Genomic DNA, 15,357 nt, shown 5'->3' with positions numbered 1-15,357 from the left:
GAGGGGGCCAGCCGTATGAACGAAGCTCTTCCTTGTCTCGCCGAACCGCTGGTTGAACGGCTCCGGAACGAAACCTACTGCCTGCTGAACACGGTGGATGCCGAGAGCGGCGGACCGACCTGCACGGCGGTATCCTGGGTCTACGCTGTGGATGCCGGTACGCTTCGGCTGGCGATCGACCACCGTTCCAGACTGGTTCGCAACATGAAGGTTAATCCTCTGGTGAATCTTACGATCTTTGCCGAAGAAGCCGTCCATGCGGTCAGCGGACGTGCCGCCGTGCGGCAGGAGCCGCTGGAAGGCGTTCCGTTCAGCATGTGCTGCTTCGATGTGCAGGTGGAAGCGGTGCGCAATGCGCTCTTCTACGGTGCGAAGCTGGATGCTGCGCCGACTTATGTGAAGACCTACGACCGCCGGGCTTCCGAGAAGCTGGACGGACAAGTGTTTGATGCGATGAAAAAAGCCTAGTGAGACGCTGCTCACCAGGCTTTTTTGCTACCTGCCTGCGCCGCTTCCGGGAGCGGCGGGGTTCGCCGAAGGCCCCGCTGAAGCCGGCGGTTCAGCCGGATGGGTATCCTCGGGCGCCTGCGGAATGATCCGGCCAATGATATCCGCCATCTCGGTGGCGAAGCCTTCAATCGGACGGCCTGCCCGGAAATGGCGGCCGAGCTCGGCGATCCGGTGCGAGAGATCCATATCGGCGGTGACGAGAGCGTTCGCGCCGCGGGCATCCTGGCGCAGGGCTTCGGCGACCGCGTACTTTACAGTTCCGACCCGGGACCGGCTGAGTGAGCCGTCGACATCCAGGCCGACGATCGCGGTATCCCCCATTACGACGCAGTGAGCATCCTCGACGCCGGGTACCCGGCGGGCGAGACGCTCGAGGTGATCCTTGAGTTCGAGTTCGTCTCCAGTGGACATTTGACTTTCTTCCGAGCGGTTATCCGCCCCGTTGGATTCCGGCGGAAGCGAGCCGCCGGCAGAGCCCGAAGCCGCCCCGCCCTCTTGGGACAGCGGATTCACCCGGGCATCCCGCTCCGACAGAGCGGAGGGATTATCCTGAGGAGAGGGTGATGAGTCTTTCCGAGCCATATGACCGCAGCTTGTCAGCAGCATTAAGGCCAGCAACAGACCGATTGACTTTCTCATAAGATGCATGCTCCTTTGTCGCTAGGAATGGTGGCTGTTCCGTTAGTCTGGCCGCCGGCGGCGGGAGTTATGTATCTTCCGGGACCAAACCAGGCGCTGTGGAGGGGATAATATGAGCAAAATCTTTGTACTGGATACGAATGTGCTGCTGCATGATCCGAATTCGATCTTTGCATTCAAAGAGAACGAAGTGATTATTCCCGCTGTCGTATTGGAAGAGATTGACTCCAAGAAACGCAACGCCGATGAGATCGGCCGCAACGCCCGGACCGTCTCGCGTCTGCTTGACAGTCTCCGCGAACTGGGGCATCTGCACAGCGGCGTGAAGCTGGAGCACGGAGGAACGCTCAAGGTGGAGCTTAACCACCGCAGCTTCGTCCGGGTTCAGGAGATGTTCGGCGAGGTATCCAACGATAACCGCATTCTGGCGGTGGCGCTCAATTATTTGCAGGAAGAGAACGAGAAGCCGGAGCCCCGGCCGGTCGTTCTGGTCAGCAAGGATGTGCTGGTGCGCATCAAGGCCGATGTGCTGGGCGTCACTCCGGAAGATTATTTGTCGGACCGGACGGGCGACCTGAACGAGCTGTATGCCGGCTATCAATCGGTTCCCGTTCATCCGTCGCTGATTGATGAGTATTACAGCAACCGCCAGCTTCCGGTCAAGAGACTTCCGCTGAGCTTTGATCTCTATCCGCACGAGTTCATTATTCTGAAAGACGAGATCGGCAGCGGCAAGTCCGCGCTGCTGAAGGTGAACCACAATGCCACGCTGGTGGAGCCGCTGTATCTCGGCAATGATTCCGTCTGGGGGATCAGCGCGCGCAACGCCCAGCAGCGGATGGCGCTGGAGCTCTTGCTGAACGACGAGATTCCCCTCGTGACCATAACGGGCAAGGCGGGAACGGGCAAGACGCTGCTGGCGCTGGCGGCCGGATTGTTCAAAGTGGAGGATGAGCATAAATACAAGAAGCTGCTGATTGCCCGGCCGGTGGTCCCGATGGGCAAGGATATCGGCTATCTGCCGGGTGAGAAGGATGAGAAGCTGCGCCCGTGGATGCAGCCGATCTACGATAACCTCGAATTTCTGTTCGACACGAAGAAAGCCGGCGACATCGACAAAATCCTGATGGGCCTCGGCAGCATTCAGGTAGAGGCGCTGACGTATATCCGGGGCCGTTCCATCCCGGGGCAGTTCATCATCATCGACGAAGCGCAGAATCTCTCGCGGCATGAAGTCAAGACCATTGTCTCCCGGGCCGGAGAAGGTTCCAAGGTTATCCTGATGGGAGACCCGGAGCAGATTGACCATCCGTATCTGGATGCGGCGAGCAACGGACTGAGCTACATTGTTGAGAAGTTCAAGCAGCAGGGCATCAGCGGACATATTACACTGGAGAAGGGCGAACGCTCCAAGCTGGCGCAGCTGGCCGCCGATTTGCTGTAGCCGTTGGTTCCACCAGACCTCTTCTCGTTCAGAAGAGCGGCTCCCTCGCGGAGCCGTTCTTCTTGCTTGAATTCGGACTGCGCGGAGGAAGGCGGCGAGGGTACTGGCCCGAACTTGCCGGCAAGGATTCGGGAAGCGCTGTCATCTAAAGGCAGACAAAGCAAGAGCCGGTCTGGTAAAATAGAACAATGCGGTGTTTGTGTGAGAGCTTGAGAGAGGAAGGGTTCCATCCATGCTGAGACGCAAAAATTATTGGCTGCTGTTCGCCGTGCTGCTGCTGTCGCTGACCAGTCTGTCGCCCGGCATGGAGCTTCCGAGCGAGGAGGGAGGCCCGGAACCGGACCGGCCGCGGGAAGAGAACCCCGGCCGCGAGGCCGACCGGCCGGAAGGCGGAGGACTGCTGCGGATCTCGCTGTCCTTGAACGAGAACGAGTTCGCTCTCATGAAGGAGCTCTGCCGGCAGTACACGCAGGATACCGGCGTCGCCGTTGAGCTGGGCAACCGGAACGGAGAAGAGGAAGACCGCGGGGAATTGCTGCGGGAATTGACCATCGGTGACAACCCTGACATCCTGATGGCCGACGCCCGCGATATTCGCGGTCTGGCGGAGAGCGGATATTTGCTGCCGGTCGATTTATACCAGCATACCCAAGGGGGGGCTCCGCTTAATCTGCTTCTTCCGCTTCTGCAATGGAACGGCTATAACTGGGGCGTCCCGCTGGATGTGGATCCGTATGTTCTTGCTTACTCGCGGGAAGCGCTGAGCGAATACGGACTGAGCGGGCTTCCGGACTCGCTGGAAGAATGGAGCCGGCTGTCCGGCGGAATGAAAGGACAGGCCGGGCGTTATGTGCTGGCGCTGAGTTCCGCCGAACCGTATGGGCTGGCTTCCTTTCTTGCCCATTATCAGGGGAACGGACAGGCACTTGAATGGATTGCCAAGTCGCGAGGCAGTTTCTATCTGACCTCGCAGACGGATGAAGCGCTGTGGCAGAAGCTGCGGCGGGGGGAAGTGGGCGCGGCAGCAGTGCCGCTGTCAGAATCCCGCGGAAGCGGGCTGGAACTGCAAGTTCCGCTGACGTCTTCCGGCACCGTTCCGCTCGACATCCTGAAGGTGAGAGTCTTCCTGCTCTCCGCCCAGTCGAGAGAGCCTGAGACCGCTGCCCAATGGATGGCATATGTGACCTCTGCGGTATCCCAGAACCGGTGGCTGGCCGATACGGGAAGAATGCCCGCAGCGGATGAATGGTACCGGAATTACGGCATGGACCGCATCGTCAAGCCCCGGTGGATGCTGACAGAAGCGGCCGTACCGGGCGGTCGGAGCGGCGATATGAACTGGGCGGCGGCTGCGGATGCGGCACAAGGGCTGTTGACCGGACGCTTCGGAGCCGAAGCTTACCGGGAAGCCCTGTCGGCAGAGACTTCCGCTCCGGTATCCCCGGCCCTATAGATGGATGCTGAGCTTCACGTGCATGACGCCCTCGTCCATCTCAAGCTTGGTGGCGCGAAGGAAAGAGACGATTTTGGAAGGATAGAACCCAAGGTCGAAATCATTCTCCAAATCCCGCCTTGTGCTCTCCGGCAATTCCAGACCGTTGAAGACAATCCGGTCCACATGGAAGATCAGCGCGTTCTCGGGTTCATCCTGGAGGGTGTAATGGCCTTCCAGCGTAAGCTCCAAATTACCGTCTGTGCCGCTGGCAATCAGCTTCCCGTCGCGGAAGGCAAAGTTCAACCCCTGGAACATTGGATTCTGCTCATGCAGGAATTCATTGAGGTCGTCCTCCGTCAGATTGAGGTCATAGACAAGTCCGCGGCGAACCAGCGCCCCGTCCCGGGATTGCAGAAAATCGGGCAGCTTCTTCATCGCCGAAGACAGCGCCTTGAAATAGGTCCGAATCTCGCGCACGCCGACATTGTTCCAATACATTTCAAATTCCTTCAGCAGTTTATTCATCTGAGCCGGATCGGCGCTTCCGGCGACACCGGCGTCGATCTCCCGATTCAGCGCCGCAATCCGCTCCCGCTGGGCGGACAGCTGTTCCCGCGCTTCCGCAAGCTCCCGCTCCGCCTTCTCCGCCGCCCGAAGGGTGCGGCTCAAATCTTCGTACTCCTGCTCATATCGGGCTAGAATCTCCTGATCCCTTCCGGCAATCCATTCATAATAATCCATAAGAGCCAGCCAGCGGCCAAGACTCTTGGCGCTGAGAAAAGCCATCAGCAGTCCGTCCCGGTCTCCGGTATAGTAGGCGCGCAGAACGGCGCCCGCCTGTTCCCGCTGCACGGCAATCGACTGTTCTTTCTTGTCGGCTTGCTGATGAAGCTCCCGGGTTCTGGACTCGAGCTTCTTCCGTTCTGCATCGATTCGCGCGATTTCTTTGTCCAGCTCCGCCGCCGAGAGGGTCTGCTGCAGCAGATCTTTCGTAGCTTTGTCGGAGGATTGGAACGAGGATGAATCCGCCTGCGGGCGCGGCGCTTCCGCGCCCGCCGAAGGTTCGGCAGAGAGCGCCGGTCCGGGCTGCGCGGTGAGCAGCGATGCCAGCAGTGCTATGGCTAAGATTCGAACCTTATATCCTTTTGAGTAAGTCACCCGATCGCCTCCACGCTTATGCTCCGTAAGTCTTCAATCCTTCGATACCAGTTTATGACGGCCTGTCTGTTATTAGGATACCCGTTATCGCGCCGTGTGCCATACCAAAAAGACTCCGCAGGGCGGAGCCTCTGATGCAATGAATTTATTATAGCGTATGAGGTCCGGTTAAAGTGGAAATACAAATAAGTATCAAATAGATTCTATGAACTCGTTGAGAGGCATAGGAATGAGTATGCCGCTTTTATCCTTATTCGCCTGCCGGTCCCGCCGGCCGGGAAGACGGTGATTTTAAAGATGTCGTTAGGAGGGTTAGGCTTTATGACAGCCGTTAGACAAGATGCATGGAGCACGGAAGACGATTTGACCCTGGCCGAGATTACCCTGCGCCATATCCGGGAAGGGAGCACCCAGCTTGCCGCTTTTGAAGAAGTGGGGGAGAAGATCGGCAGAACCTCCGCTGCCTGCGGATTCCGCTGGAACAGCTGTGTCCGCAAAAACTATGAGGAAGCGATCGGGCTGGCGAAGAGCCAGCGCCAGAAGAAGAGCCAGCTCAAGAAACAGACGCCGGTCCGGGGCGCGCAGGTGGCGGGGTTCGAATACGGAGAAGAGAGCGAAGAGTATGGACGGGGAACGGGATTCGGCGAAAGCTCGCTGTCGATCGACGCGGTCATCCGCTTTTTGAGACAATGGAAGGGCACCTACAATGAGACGGGAAGGCAGCTCAAGATGCTGGAACGGGATTTGCGGGACAAGGAAGAAGAACTGGCCGACCTGAAGAGGGAGAACGAACGGCTCTCCAAGGAAGTCCATTCCGCGCAGAGTGACTACCGGGTGGTGAACGACGATTACAAAGCGCTGATTCAGATTATGGACCGGGCGCGAAGGCTCGCTTTTCTAAGCGAGGAGGACGAAGAATTGAAGACGCGTTTCAAAATGGACGCAAACGGCAACCTGGAGCGGATCGATTGAAGCATTGTTCGGTCTCCGCTGTTCCCTATAGAAATCCCGCCTGCGGTTTAATTCGCAAGAAGGCGGGATTTGCTTTGTCTTCAGCCGCGAATATACTGGAGAAAAGGCGGGTGAGAGGATGAGAATCGATATTGTTGGCGCGGGATCGCTCGGCAAGCTCTTTGCCGCCAGACTGGCGGCATCGGGAACCGAAGTCCGGCTCTGGTGCCGGACACGGGAGCAGAGCGACACGCTGAACCGGGATGGACTTCTGCTGTACGAGCCCGGGCGTCCGGAGCCGGTCCGGCCTGAGAACGGCCGATTGCAGGCCTATCCGATAGAGGAGTTTGCGGCCCGGTTGTCCGGCGGGAGTCCGGATTGGATTCTGCTTGCCGTCAAGCAGAATGTGCTGCACCGGGATTTGGCAGAACCGCTCTCGCAGCTTCGCGGGAACGGCGTCCGGGTTGTCTGCCTCCAGAACGGAGGGGGGCATTTAGCGATGCTGCGGGAACGCCTTCCCGATGCCCGCCTGTATGCCGCGGTCACGACGGAGGGAGCAACGGGCCGGAGCCTTCGGGAAGTAACCCATGCCGGGAAAGGAGAAACGTGGATCGGCGAATATGACGGGGGGAGCGGGGCCGACCATTCCGAGGATGCTATTCCGCTGCAAAAGGTGCTGGAAGCAGCAGGATTTACCACAGGGCTGTCGAATGAAGTGGATACCCTGATCTACCGGAAAATGCTGGTGAATGCCGTAATCAACCCGCTTACCGCCATTTGGCGGGTGCGGAACGGAGAACTGCTGGATTCGGAGGCCCGGCTGGACGCCATGCGTCTCCTTTGCGATGAATCCGTGCGGATTCTGGCTTCTTGCGGAATCGACGCCGGCAACGACGCCTGGGAACGAATTGTAGCCGTGTGTCGCTCTACTTCGGACAATACCTCTTCCATGCTGGCCGATGTGCTGGCCGGAAGGGAGACCGAGGTCCGGTGGATCAACGGCCATCTGGCCGCACTGGCAGAATCGTCGGGAACGGAAGCGCCGCTTAACCGGATGGCGACCCGGCTGGTGGAAGGGATGATTGCAAAGGAGAGGTGAACCGGCGTGGAGTTTATCCGCAATTCTCTTGGTGTTCTCAGTGTCCTGCCCGTACTGCCGTTCGTCCTGGTCTACGGAATCGGCAGGTTCATGAAGCTGGAGAAGAGGCGCTGTCTGTTTCTGGCCATGGATGTGACGACCGTGTTTCTGCTGTTGTCCGTATCGGCGCTGTTCAACAATATCTTCGACTCGCGCTTCGGGTTCTTCCTGATCCTTCTGATTGTGTTGATCGGGGCGGGGCTGATCGGCGGGGCCCAGAACCGGCTGAAAGGGCAAATTGACGGCAAAAGACTGTTCCGAGCGGTATGGCGGCTCAGCTTTATGCTGATGGGAGCAGGATACGTGCTCTTCATGGTAGTAGGCATGATCAAATACATATCACAGACCATGTAAGGTTTATATGCTGCACTAAAGCAATGACGTCAACTTTAAGCGGGGTTTTTATAAAAAAATTTTTTTCTGAAAACATAGCTATAGATTTTTTTGACCACTGGTTGTATAATCATAAACCATATACCACATTCTAATTAGGGGGAACTGCTAGATGAAGAAGAGTAAAAGTCTTTTGCTCCTGTTCGCGCTCGTTCTTGTCATCGGAACGGTGCTCGCGGGATGCGGCAGCAACAACAATGGCAACAAATCTGCCACGAACGAAGGCGCTGCTGCCTCTAAGGCTCCATCCGCTTCGGCTTCTGCCACGGACAGCGGAGCTGCCTCGGATGAGAAACTGGCTTCCGACCAGACACTCAAGATTAACCTGAGTTCCGAGCCTCCAACTTTTGACCCTGCTCTTGCTCAAGACAGCACGGCCAACACCGTTCTGAAGACGATGTATGAAGGCTTGACCCGCATGAACGACGAGACGGGCCAGGCTGAGCCGGGCATCGCAGAGAAATGGGATGTTTCGTCCGACGGTCTGGTATATACGTTCCACCTTCGCGACGCGAAATGGAGCAACGGCGATCCAGTCGTAGCCGGCGATTTCGTCCGCGCCTGGAAACGGGTTCTGAACCCTGCCGCTGCCGACCCGGCCCCTTATGCTTATCAGCTGTACTACCTGAAGAATGCTCAAGAGTACTACGAGAAGAAAGTCACCGACTTCAACCAGGTTGGCGTCAAGGCAGTTGACGACAAGACGCTGGAAGTAACCCTGAAGGCGCCTACGCCTTACTTCCTGGGACTTCTGAGCTTCTATACGTACTATCCGGTTCATAAGTCCGTTGAAGGCAACGAGAAATGGGCAACGAACAAGGATACGATGATTGTCAACGGTCCGTTTACGCTGAGCAACTGGGTAACCGGCCAGTCTCTGGCTGTAACCAAGAACGACAACTACTGGGATAAAGATTCCATTAAACTTAACAAGATCGAATTCTCCCTCGTGAACAGCGCAGCTACCGAGCTGCAGGCTTACGAGAGCGGGCAGCTTGACCGCGCAGGCGGCCCGAACGGCGAAATTCCGACCGAACAGCTTCCGATCGTAGAGAAGAAGTATCCGGAAGAATTCAACCGTAAAGGGATTGCCAGCGTCTACTACTACGAATTCAATGTCAAAGAGAAGCCATTCAACAATGCCAAGATCCGTAAGGCGCTTGCTATGGCGATCGATCGTCAGACACTGATCGACAAGGTAACGCTGGGCGGACAGCTTCCGGCTTACGGTTATGTACCTCCGGGTATCGCCGGCGCTGACGGCGAATACCGTACGGCTGTGAAAGACGACTTCTTCAAAGAAGACGTTGAACAGGCGAAGGCTCTGCTTGCCGAAGGTCTGAAAGAAGAAGGTCTGACTTCCCTGCCAGCCTTCACGCTCTCCTATAACACAAGCGAAGGCCACAAGAAGATTGCCCTGGCCATCGGCGACATGTGGAAGAAGAACCTGGGCGTTGAAGTGAAGCTGGAGAACCAGGAGTGGGCGGTATTCATCGAGAACCGTCAGCATCTGCAGTATCAGGTTGCCCGTGCAGGCTGGACGGCTGACTATAATGATCCGATGACGTTCCTGGATATGTGGGTAACTGGCGGCGGTAACAACGACACCGGTTATGCTAACCCTGCTTACGACAAGCTGATCCAGGAAGCTAAATCGACTTCCGATCTGGCTGTTCGCCAGGAGAAGTTCGCCGAAGCCGAGAAGATGATTATCCAGGACGATATGATTCTGATTCCGCTGTACTACTACACCAACAACTCCCTCACGAAGCCTTATGTGAAGGGCGCAACGCTTGACTTCAGCGGTGCCCTTGACCTGACTCGCGCTTACCTGCTCGAGCACTAAGATCGAACGGAACTGAATAGAAGATCACTGAAGGAACACTGTAACTTCGGGATATATATGTGGGTCTCCATATATATCCCTTTTTTTTGTATGTCCGCCTCTTTGTCAAACGTTTATCACATTTACAAAATAAGCAAATAGACAACGGGGCTTTTTTTTCATAAAATCGAATTATGTGCGAAAAAGGCTTCAAAGGCAAAATTGCCGATGAAGTGGGCAGAAACTAAGTCAAAGGAGGTGTTGACGGGCATGATACGCTATGTTGCGAATAAGTTTTTCTATATGCTTGTTTCACTGCTTGTGCTGATTTCCGCCACTTTTTTTCTGATGAAAGCCATTCCGGGCGATCCATTCACATCGGAAAAGAAAGTACCGGATGAAATCCGGCAGCGGTTGTACGAGCAGTACGGGCTGGACAAGCCCGTCTACGAGCAGTATTTCAAATATTTGGGCAATGTGGTTAAGGGGGACTTCGGTGTTTCCATGAAGCGGTTGAACCAGGACGTTACGCACATTATCAGCCAGACGTTCACCGCTTCATTGAAGCTCGGCGTTGTCGCCATTATTGTGTCCGTTGTAATCGGTGTCCTTCTGGGGATGCTGGCTGCACTGTACCACCGCAAACTGATCGACAGCGTTCTCATGGTAATCGCCGTACTTGGCATTGCGGTGCCGAGCTTCGTGCTCGCCACCATGCTGCAGTATTTGTTCGCATCCAAGTTCCATATCTTTAATGTCATGGGCTTCCGCTCGGCCAAGGATTATGTCCTGCCGGTCATGGCCCTATCCGCGTCGCCGATTGCCTTCATCGCCCGTCTGACCCGTTCGAGCATGCTCGAAGTGCTTAGTGCGGACTATATCAAGACAGCGAAGGCCAAGGGCCTTAACTGGTTCTCGATTCTCTTCAAGCACGTGCTCCGCAACGGCATTCTGCCGGTTGTGACGTACATGGGTCCCATGACGGCGAACATTGTCACCGGCTCTGTCGTAATCGAGCAGATTTTCGGGATTGGCGGCATCGGCAAGCAATTTGTCGAATCCATCAGCACGCGCGATTACCCGATCATCATGGGGATTACCATCTTCTACGGCGTTCTGCTGATGGTTGCCCGTTTCATTACGGATATCGCTTACGTGTTCGTCGATCCGCGCATCAAACTGACAAGTGGAAAGGAGGGCTAAATGATGGCTTCTGAACAATTGACAACTTCAAACGTAAATCTGAAACCGGAAGACTTTCAGAAAATTGGCGTTGACCAGAAGGAAGCGGAAGTCATCCAGCGTGAGAGCCTTTCGGCTTGGCAGGATGCGTGGCAGCGGCTTCGCCAGAACAAGGTAGCTTTGACGGCTCTCGGTGTGCTCGTTGTGATCGCACTGGCGGCCATTGTTGGCCCTTGGTTTTCCAAGTATGACTATCAATCCAATGATTTGCTGAATACGAACGTAGGTCCGAATGCGGACCACTGGTTCGGTACCGATACGCTCGGACGCGACGTGTTCGTTCGTACCTGGTACGGCGCGCGGATCTCGCTGATCGTCGGTCTGGCCGCAGCGGCCATCGACCTGATTATCGGGGTTATCTACGGCGGCATCATGGGCTTCCTGGGCGGCCGCACGGACAGCATTATGAATAAGATTTCCGAAATTCTCTACTCTATTCCTTACCTGCTGGTTGTTATCATGCTGCTGGTTGTTATGGAACCGAGCTTGTGGACCATTATCCTGGCTCTGTCCATTACCGGCTGGATCAGCATGGCCTGGATTGTCCGCGGTGAAATGATTCAGCTCAAGAACCGCGAATTCATTCTGGCTTCCCGTTCGATGGGCGCCAGCTCCAACCGCCTGCTCTTCAAGCATCTGCTGCCGAATGCAGTGGGACCGATCATCGTTACGGTTACGCTGGACGTACCGAGCGCCATCTTCGCCGAAGCGTTCCTGAGCTTCCTCGGCCTTGGCGTACAGGCTCCGAGAGCTTCTCTCGGTTCGATGATTAACGATGCTTTGGGTGTATGGCTCGCGTATCCGTGGCAGATGCTGTTCCCGGCCATTCTCATCAGTTTGATGATGCTGGCGTTCAACATCTTCGGCGACGGGCTTCGCGATGCGCTCGATCCCAAATTGAAGAAGTAGGAGGTGAATCAGATGGAACCCATTCTACAGGTCAAGGACCTGCATGTGTCGTTCTTTGTGAAGGGCGGCGAGGTACAGGCCGTTCGGGGCATGAACTTCGAGATTGGCAAAGGCGAGACGGTAGCCATTGTCGGCGAATCCGGCAGCGGCAAGAGCGTTACCGCCCAATCGATCATGCGGTTGATCCCTTCTCCTCCTTCCTTGGTGAAGAAGGGCGAAATTATCTTCCAGGGTGAAGATATTCTCAAGAAGAGCATGAAACAAATGGAGAGCATTCGCGGCAAAGACATTGGAATGATTTTTCAGGACCCGATGACATCCCTTAACCCTACCATCAAGGTAGGCAAGCAGATCACGGAAGTGCTAACCAAACATCAGAAAATGTCGGCGGCCAAAGCCAAAGAACAGGGCATTGAAATGTTGAAGCTTGTAGGCATCAAGAATGCGGAGGCCCGCTTTAACCAATATCCTCACGAATTCTCCGGCGGGATGCGGCAGCGCGTCATGATCGCGATTGCGCTTGCTTGCCGGCCGGCGCTGCTGATTGCGGACGAACCGACAACAGCTCTGGACGTAACCATTCAGGCTCAGATCATGGAAGTCATGAAGGATATGCAGCAGAAGCTGGGAACCTCGATCATTCTCATTACCCATGACCTCGGTGTGGTTGCCGGCATGTGTGACCGCGTCATCGTAATGTATGCGGGAGAAGTCGTCGAGACCGGAACCCGTTGGGAAATCTTCAAGAACCCGCAGCATCCGTACACCAAGGGACTGCTGCGCTCGATGCCGCGTCTGGACCAGAAGAAAGGCGATCCGCTGGTTCCGATCGTCGGCACACCGCCCGATCTCATCAAACCGCCGATCGGATGTCCGTTCACAGCGCGCTGCAGTGAAGCCATGCATGTGTGCGAGCATATCGATCCGGATGCCACGGTCTTCAGCGAGACGCATATGGCGCGCTGCTGGAATCTTCATCCGATGGCCAAGGAGGTACAGCACTCTTGAGCAAGCAACTGATCGAGGTCGAAGGCCTCAAGAAATATTTCAACGTCGGCAAAGGCAAGGTGCTCAAAGCGGTCGATAACATCAGCTTCTCGATCCGTGAAGGCGAAACGCTCGGCATGGTAGGGGAATCCGGCTGCGGCAAGACGACGGCCGGCCGTACCGTCCTCCGGCTGTATGAACCGACGGCGGGCAGCGTCAAGTTCAACGGAACGGATATCTACAAACTGTCGCCCGGCAAAATGAAAGCCATGCGCCGCGACATGCAGATGATTTTCCAGGACCCGTATGCGTCGCTGAATCCGCGCTTCACGGTATCGGACATCATCGGCGAGGCGCTGGACATTCACGGTCTGGCAGGTAGCCGCCTCGAACGCAAGAAACGGATTGAGGAGCTCCTGGACATGGTAGGTCTGAACCATGACCACGCGACCCGCTATCCGCACGAATTCTCCGGCGGCCAGCGCCAGCGTATCGGCATTGCCCGCGCGCTCGCGGTCAATCCGAAGTTCATTGTCTGCGATGAGCCGATCTCTGCCCTGGACGTGTCCATTCAGGCTCAGGTGGTCAACCTGCTGAAGGAACTGCAGAGCCGTCTCGGCCTGACGTATCTCTTCATTGCGCATGACCTGTCGATGGTCAAGCATATCAGCGACCGCGTCGCCGTTATGTATCTGGGCAAGATGGTCGAACTGGCCGAGAGCGAAGAGCTCTATGCCAATCCGGTTCATCCGTACACCAAATCGCTGCTGTCGGCCATTCCGATTCCGGACCCGGAGATCGAGGTCAACAAGAAGCGGATCATTCTGCACGACGAGCTGGGCAGCCCGATTTACTCGGCGGAAGAGAAGACCGACGAATCGAAGACACAGCTGGTTGAAGTATCCAAGGGACATTGGGTATCCCAAGAATTCGCATAAGACAAGGACGGCGTTCCAGAGTGAACGCCGTCTTTTTGTTGGTCGTTCCGGCCTTTCCGTTTTGACGGAACTTGCCGCATTGGATACAATCATAGGAGCTAGAGAGAGAACAGGAGGCAGTCGCGACATGAATGTAGTGCCGGAGCCGCTGCCCGGAGGGAATGCGCTGGCCCGGGAGTTCCTGGAACGCCGGGAGAGCGCTTTGTCCCTCTATGGGGGCGAATTTCGCAGCATCGAAGATATACAGAATCGGGCTCATTGGCTGGATCAGACGGAATCGGACCGGGCCGGCCGCGAGGAGCTGTTCGCCGTTCTGTCCGCCTACAACGGGCGGCTGAACGGGCATGAGGCCGTGGCGGCTTCGCTGGAATTGCTGAAGCGGCAGGAGACCCTGGTGGTTGCCGGCGGCCAGCAGAGCGGATTGTTCACGGGTCCGCTGCTCGTCGTGTACAAGGCGGTTACGCTGATCGCTGCGGCGAGAGAGGCGTCCGAGACGCTGAAACGGCCGGTGGTCCCGGTGTTCTGGATCGCCGGCGAAGACCATGACTGGGATGAGGTCAATCATACCTATGTGCTGAGCCCTTCGGGAGAAGTGGCCCGAATCCGGATGGAGCATGCGGCCGGCGGCAAATCGCCGGTCAGTCTGGTCCGGCTGCAAGAAGAAGAGTGGAGCCGGGCGGCGGACGAGCTGGAGAAGCTGCTGCAGGAGAGCGACTTCAAATCCGAGGTCATGGAGCTGGTCCGCAGCGGAGCTGCGGCGGATAATCTGAGCGATGCTTTTGCCATGCTAATGGGCCGTCTGTTCGGCAAGCACGGGCTGGTACTGCTGGATTCGGCCGACCCCGAGCTGCGCAAGCTGGAGCAGCCGCTGTTCCGCCGCCTGATCCGGGAGAACGACGAGCTGGAGGCGTCTTACCATGCGGCCGCCGGGGAAATCCGGAGCGGGGGCTATGAGCTTCAGGCGAACGTCGAGACGGGCGGCGCCAATTTATTTTACATCCACGAAGGAGCGCGTCTGCTGCTGGTCAAGAAGAATGGACGCTTCACGGACCGCAAGGAGACGGTGTCGTTCACGGAAGAGCAGCTGCTGGAGACGCTGGAGCTGCACCCGGAGCGCTTCAGCAACAATGTGCTGACCCGGCCGCTGATGCAGGATTATGTGCTTCCGGTGCTCGCAACCGTGCTCGGCCAGGGCGAAATCGCCTACTGGGCGATTACGCGCCGGGCGTTCGAGACGGTGGGCCGGCGCCTACCGCCGATTCTTCCCCGCATGTCGTATACGATGGTCGAAGGGACTACACAGAAGCATATGGAGAAATTCGGCCTTTCGTTCCAGGACGTCGTACAGGGTCTGGAGGAGAAGCGGGCAAGCTGGCTGGAAGGGCAGGATGAGCGCGGGCTCGCCCGGCGGTTTGAAGAAACCAAGGCCGCTTTTGCCGCCATGTATGACCCACTGATTGAAGAGATTGGCCGGGTGCAGGCCGGGCTGGTCAAGCTGGGAACAAGCAACAAGGAGAAGATTGCCGACCAGATCGCCTTCCTGCAGAATAAAGTCATGGATGCGCTCGCCAAGCAGAGCGATGCCGGACTGCGCCAGTGGGAACGGATCGAACGCTCGCTGATGCCGCTGGGCCGTCCGCAGGAACGGGTCTATAATGTAACGCATTACTTGAACCGGTACGGGCTGTCCTGGGTGGACGGGCTTCTGGAGCTGCCGCCGGATTATTCGGGGATTCACCGGGTTGTGTATATGTAAGAAGCGGGCGGAGGCCCTATATCTATCGGGAG

14 protein-coding genes are annotated in these 15,357 nt (G+C 56.8%); 12 read left to right on the top strand and 2 right to left on the bottom strand.

Annotation, left to right across the window (positions count from 1 at the left end; genetic code table 11):
• Window positions 1-15: 15 nt before the first annotated feature.
• Window positions 16-468: a pyridoxamine 5'-phosphate oxidase family protein gene (locus tag F4V43_RS03815; RefSeq protein ID WP_150456912.1), complete on the top strand. Its 453-nt coding sequence runs from the start codon at window positions 16-18 to the stop codon at window positions 466-468.
• Window positions 469-495: 27 nt separating this feature from the next.
• Here F4V43_RS03815 and F4V43_RS03810 read toward each other — a convergent pair whose 3' ends face one another.
• On the bottom strand, window positions 496-1,149 hold the full coding sequence (locus F4V43_RS03810; RefSeq protein ID WP_150456911.1) for a YhcN/YlaJ family sporulation lipoprotein: 654 nt from the start codon (window positions 1,147-1,149) through the stop codon (window positions 496-498).
• A 112-nt stretch (window positions 1,150-1,261) separates the two neighbouring features.
• On the opposite strand from F4V43_RS03810, the gene F4V43_RS03805 reads away from it, so the two are divergent.
• Both F4V43_RS03805 and F4V43_RS03800 read left to right on the top strand, forming a co-directional pair.
• A complete protein-coding gene (locus F4V43_RS03805) occupies window positions 1,262-2,593 on the top strand; it encodes a PhoH family protein (RefSeq protein WP_150456910.1) in 1,332 nt (443 codons plus the stop codon).
• A gap of 232 nt (window positions 2,594-2,825) precedes the next feature.
• Complete coding sequence (locus F4V43_RS03800; protein ID WP_150456909.1) at window positions 2,826-4,046, top strand: extracellular solute-binding protein; 1,221 nt, start codon at window positions 2,826-2,828, stop codon at window positions 4,044-4,046.
• Here the strand turns inward: F4V43_RS03800 and F4V43_RS03795 are convergent.
• On the bottom strand, window positions 4,041-5,186 hold the full coding sequence (locus tag F4V43_RS03795; protein WP_150456908.1) for a coiled-coil domain-containing protein: 1,146 nt from the start codon (window positions 5,184-5,186) through the stop codon (window positions 4,041-4,043). The genes F4V43_RS03800 and F4V43_RS03795 overlap by 6 nt on opposite strands.
• A gap of 321 nt (window positions 5,187-5,507) precedes the next feature.
• On the opposite strand from F4V43_RS03795, the gene F4V43_RS03790 reads away from it, so the two are divergent.
• The 9 genes from F4V43_RS03790 (at window position 5,508) to bshC (ending at window position 15,325) form a co-directional block, all read left to right on the top strand.
• Entirely contained in the window at window positions 5,508-6,158 is a 651-nt protein-coding gene (locus F4V43_RS03790; protein ID WP_150456907.1) for an RsfA family transcriptional regulator, read from the top strand.
• A 118-nt stretch (window positions 6,159-6,276) separates the two neighbouring features.
• Window positions 6,277-7,236, top strand: a complete 960-nt coding sequence (locus F4V43_RS03785; protein WP_150456906.1) for a ketopantoate reductase family protein — start codon at window positions 6,277-6,279, stop codon at window positions 7,234-7,236.
• 6 nt (window positions 7,237-7,242) lie between these two features.
• Entirely contained in the window at window positions 7,243-7,629 is a 387-nt protein-coding gene (locus F4V43_RS03780) for a DUF3397 domain-containing protein (protein WP_150456905.1), read from the top strand.
• A 151-nt stretch (window positions 7,630-7,780) separates the two neighbouring features.
• Window positions 7,781-9,514 (top strand): peptide ABC transporter substrate-binding protein, encoded by a 1,734-nt coding sequence (locus F4V43_RS03775; RefSeq protein ID WP_150456904.1) that lies wholly within the window; start codon window positions 7,781-7,783, stop codon window positions 9,512-9,514.
• A 249-nt stretch (window positions 9,515-9,763) separates the two neighbouring features.
• Window positions 9,764-10,696: an ABC transporter permease gene (locus F4V43_RS03770; RefSeq protein WP_150456903.1), complete on the top strand. Its 933-nt coding sequence runs from the start codon at window positions 9,764-9,766 to the stop codon at window positions 10,694-10,696.
• Complete coding sequence (locus F4V43_RS03765; protein WP_150456902.1) at window positions 10,697-11,644, top strand: ABC transporter permease; 948 nt, start codon at window positions 10,697-10,699, stop codon at window positions 11,642-11,644.
• Between the two features lie 12 nt (window positions 11,645-11,656).
• Window positions 11,657-12,652 (top strand): ABC transporter ATP-binding protein, encoded by a 996-nt coding sequence (locus F4V43_RS03760; RefSeq protein WP_150456901.1) that lies wholly within the window; start codon window positions 11,657-11,659, stop codon window positions 12,650-12,652.
• The gene (locus F4V43_RS03755) at window positions 12,649-13,569 is read left to right on the top strand and encodes an ABC transporter ATP-binding protein (RefSeq protein WP_150456900.1); all 921 of its coding nucleotides are present in this window, start codon (window positions 12,649-12,651) and stop codon (window positions 13,567-13,569) included. Before F4V43_RS03760 ends, F4V43_RS03755 begins: the two co-directional genes overlap by 4 nt.
• Before the next feature lie 127 nt (window positions 13,570-13,696).
• A complete protein-coding gene (bshC, locus tag F4V43_RS03750; RefSeq protein ID WP_150456899.1) occupies window positions 13,697-15,325 on the top strand; it encodes a bacillithiol biosynthesis cysteine-adding enzyme BshC in 1,629 nt (542 codons plus the stop codon).
• Window positions 15,326-15,357: the final 32 nt, after the last annotated feature.

Source organism: Paenibacillus spiritus, assembly GCF_008710135.1.
Taxonomy (GTDB): Bacteria; Bacillota; Bacilli; order Paenibacillales; family Paenibacillaceae; genus Paenibacillus_AQ; species Paenibacillus_AQ glufosinatiresistens.
Note: the sequence above shows the minus strand (reverse complement) of the source record. Positions and strands in the feature narration are given on the sequence as shown.

Coding starts and splice junctions, on each gene's coding strand:
- F4V43_RS03815 (WP_150456912.1), top strand. CDS start 16: ATGAACGAAGCTCTTCCTTGTCTCGCCGAACCGCTGGTTGAACGGCTC.
- F4V43_RS03810 (WP_150456911.1), bottom strand. CDS start 1,149: ATGAGAAAGTCAATCGGTCTGTTGCTGGCCTTAATGCTGCTGACAAGC.
- F4V43_RS03805 (WP_150456910.1), top strand. CDS start 1,262: ATGAGCAAAATCTTTGTACTGGATACGAATGTGCTGCTGCATGATCCG.
- F4V43_RS03800 (WP_150456909.1), top strand. CDS start 2,826: ATGCTGAGACGCAAAAATTATTGGCTGCTGTTCGCCGTGCTGCTGCTG.
- F4V43_RS03790 (WP_150456907.1), top strand. CDS start 5,508: ATGACAGCCGTTAGACAAGATGCATGGAGCACGGAAGACGATTTGACC.
- F4V43_RS03785 (WP_150456906.1), top strand. CDS start 6,277: ATGAGAATCGATATTGTTGGCGCGGGATCGCTCGGCAAGCTCTTTGCC.
- F4V43_RS03775 (WP_150456904.1), top strand. CDS start 7,781: ATGAAGAAGAGTAAAAGTCTTTTGCTCCTGTTCGCGCTCGTTCTTGTC.
- F4V43_RS03770 (WP_150456903.1), top strand. CDS start 9,764: ATGATACGCTATGTTGCGAATAAGTTTTTCTATATGCTTGTTTCACTG.
- F4V43_RS03765 (WP_150456902.1), top strand. CDS start 10,697: ATGATGGCTTCTGAACAATTGACAACTTCAAACGTAAATCTGAAACCG.
- F4V43_RS03760 (WP_150456901.1), top strand. CDS start 11,657: ATGGAACCCATTCTACAGGTCAAGGACCTGCATGTGTCGTTCTTTGTG.
- bshC (WP_150456899.1), top strand. CDS start 13,697: ATGAATGTAGTGCCGGAGCCGCTGCCCGGAGGGAATGCGCTGGCCCGG.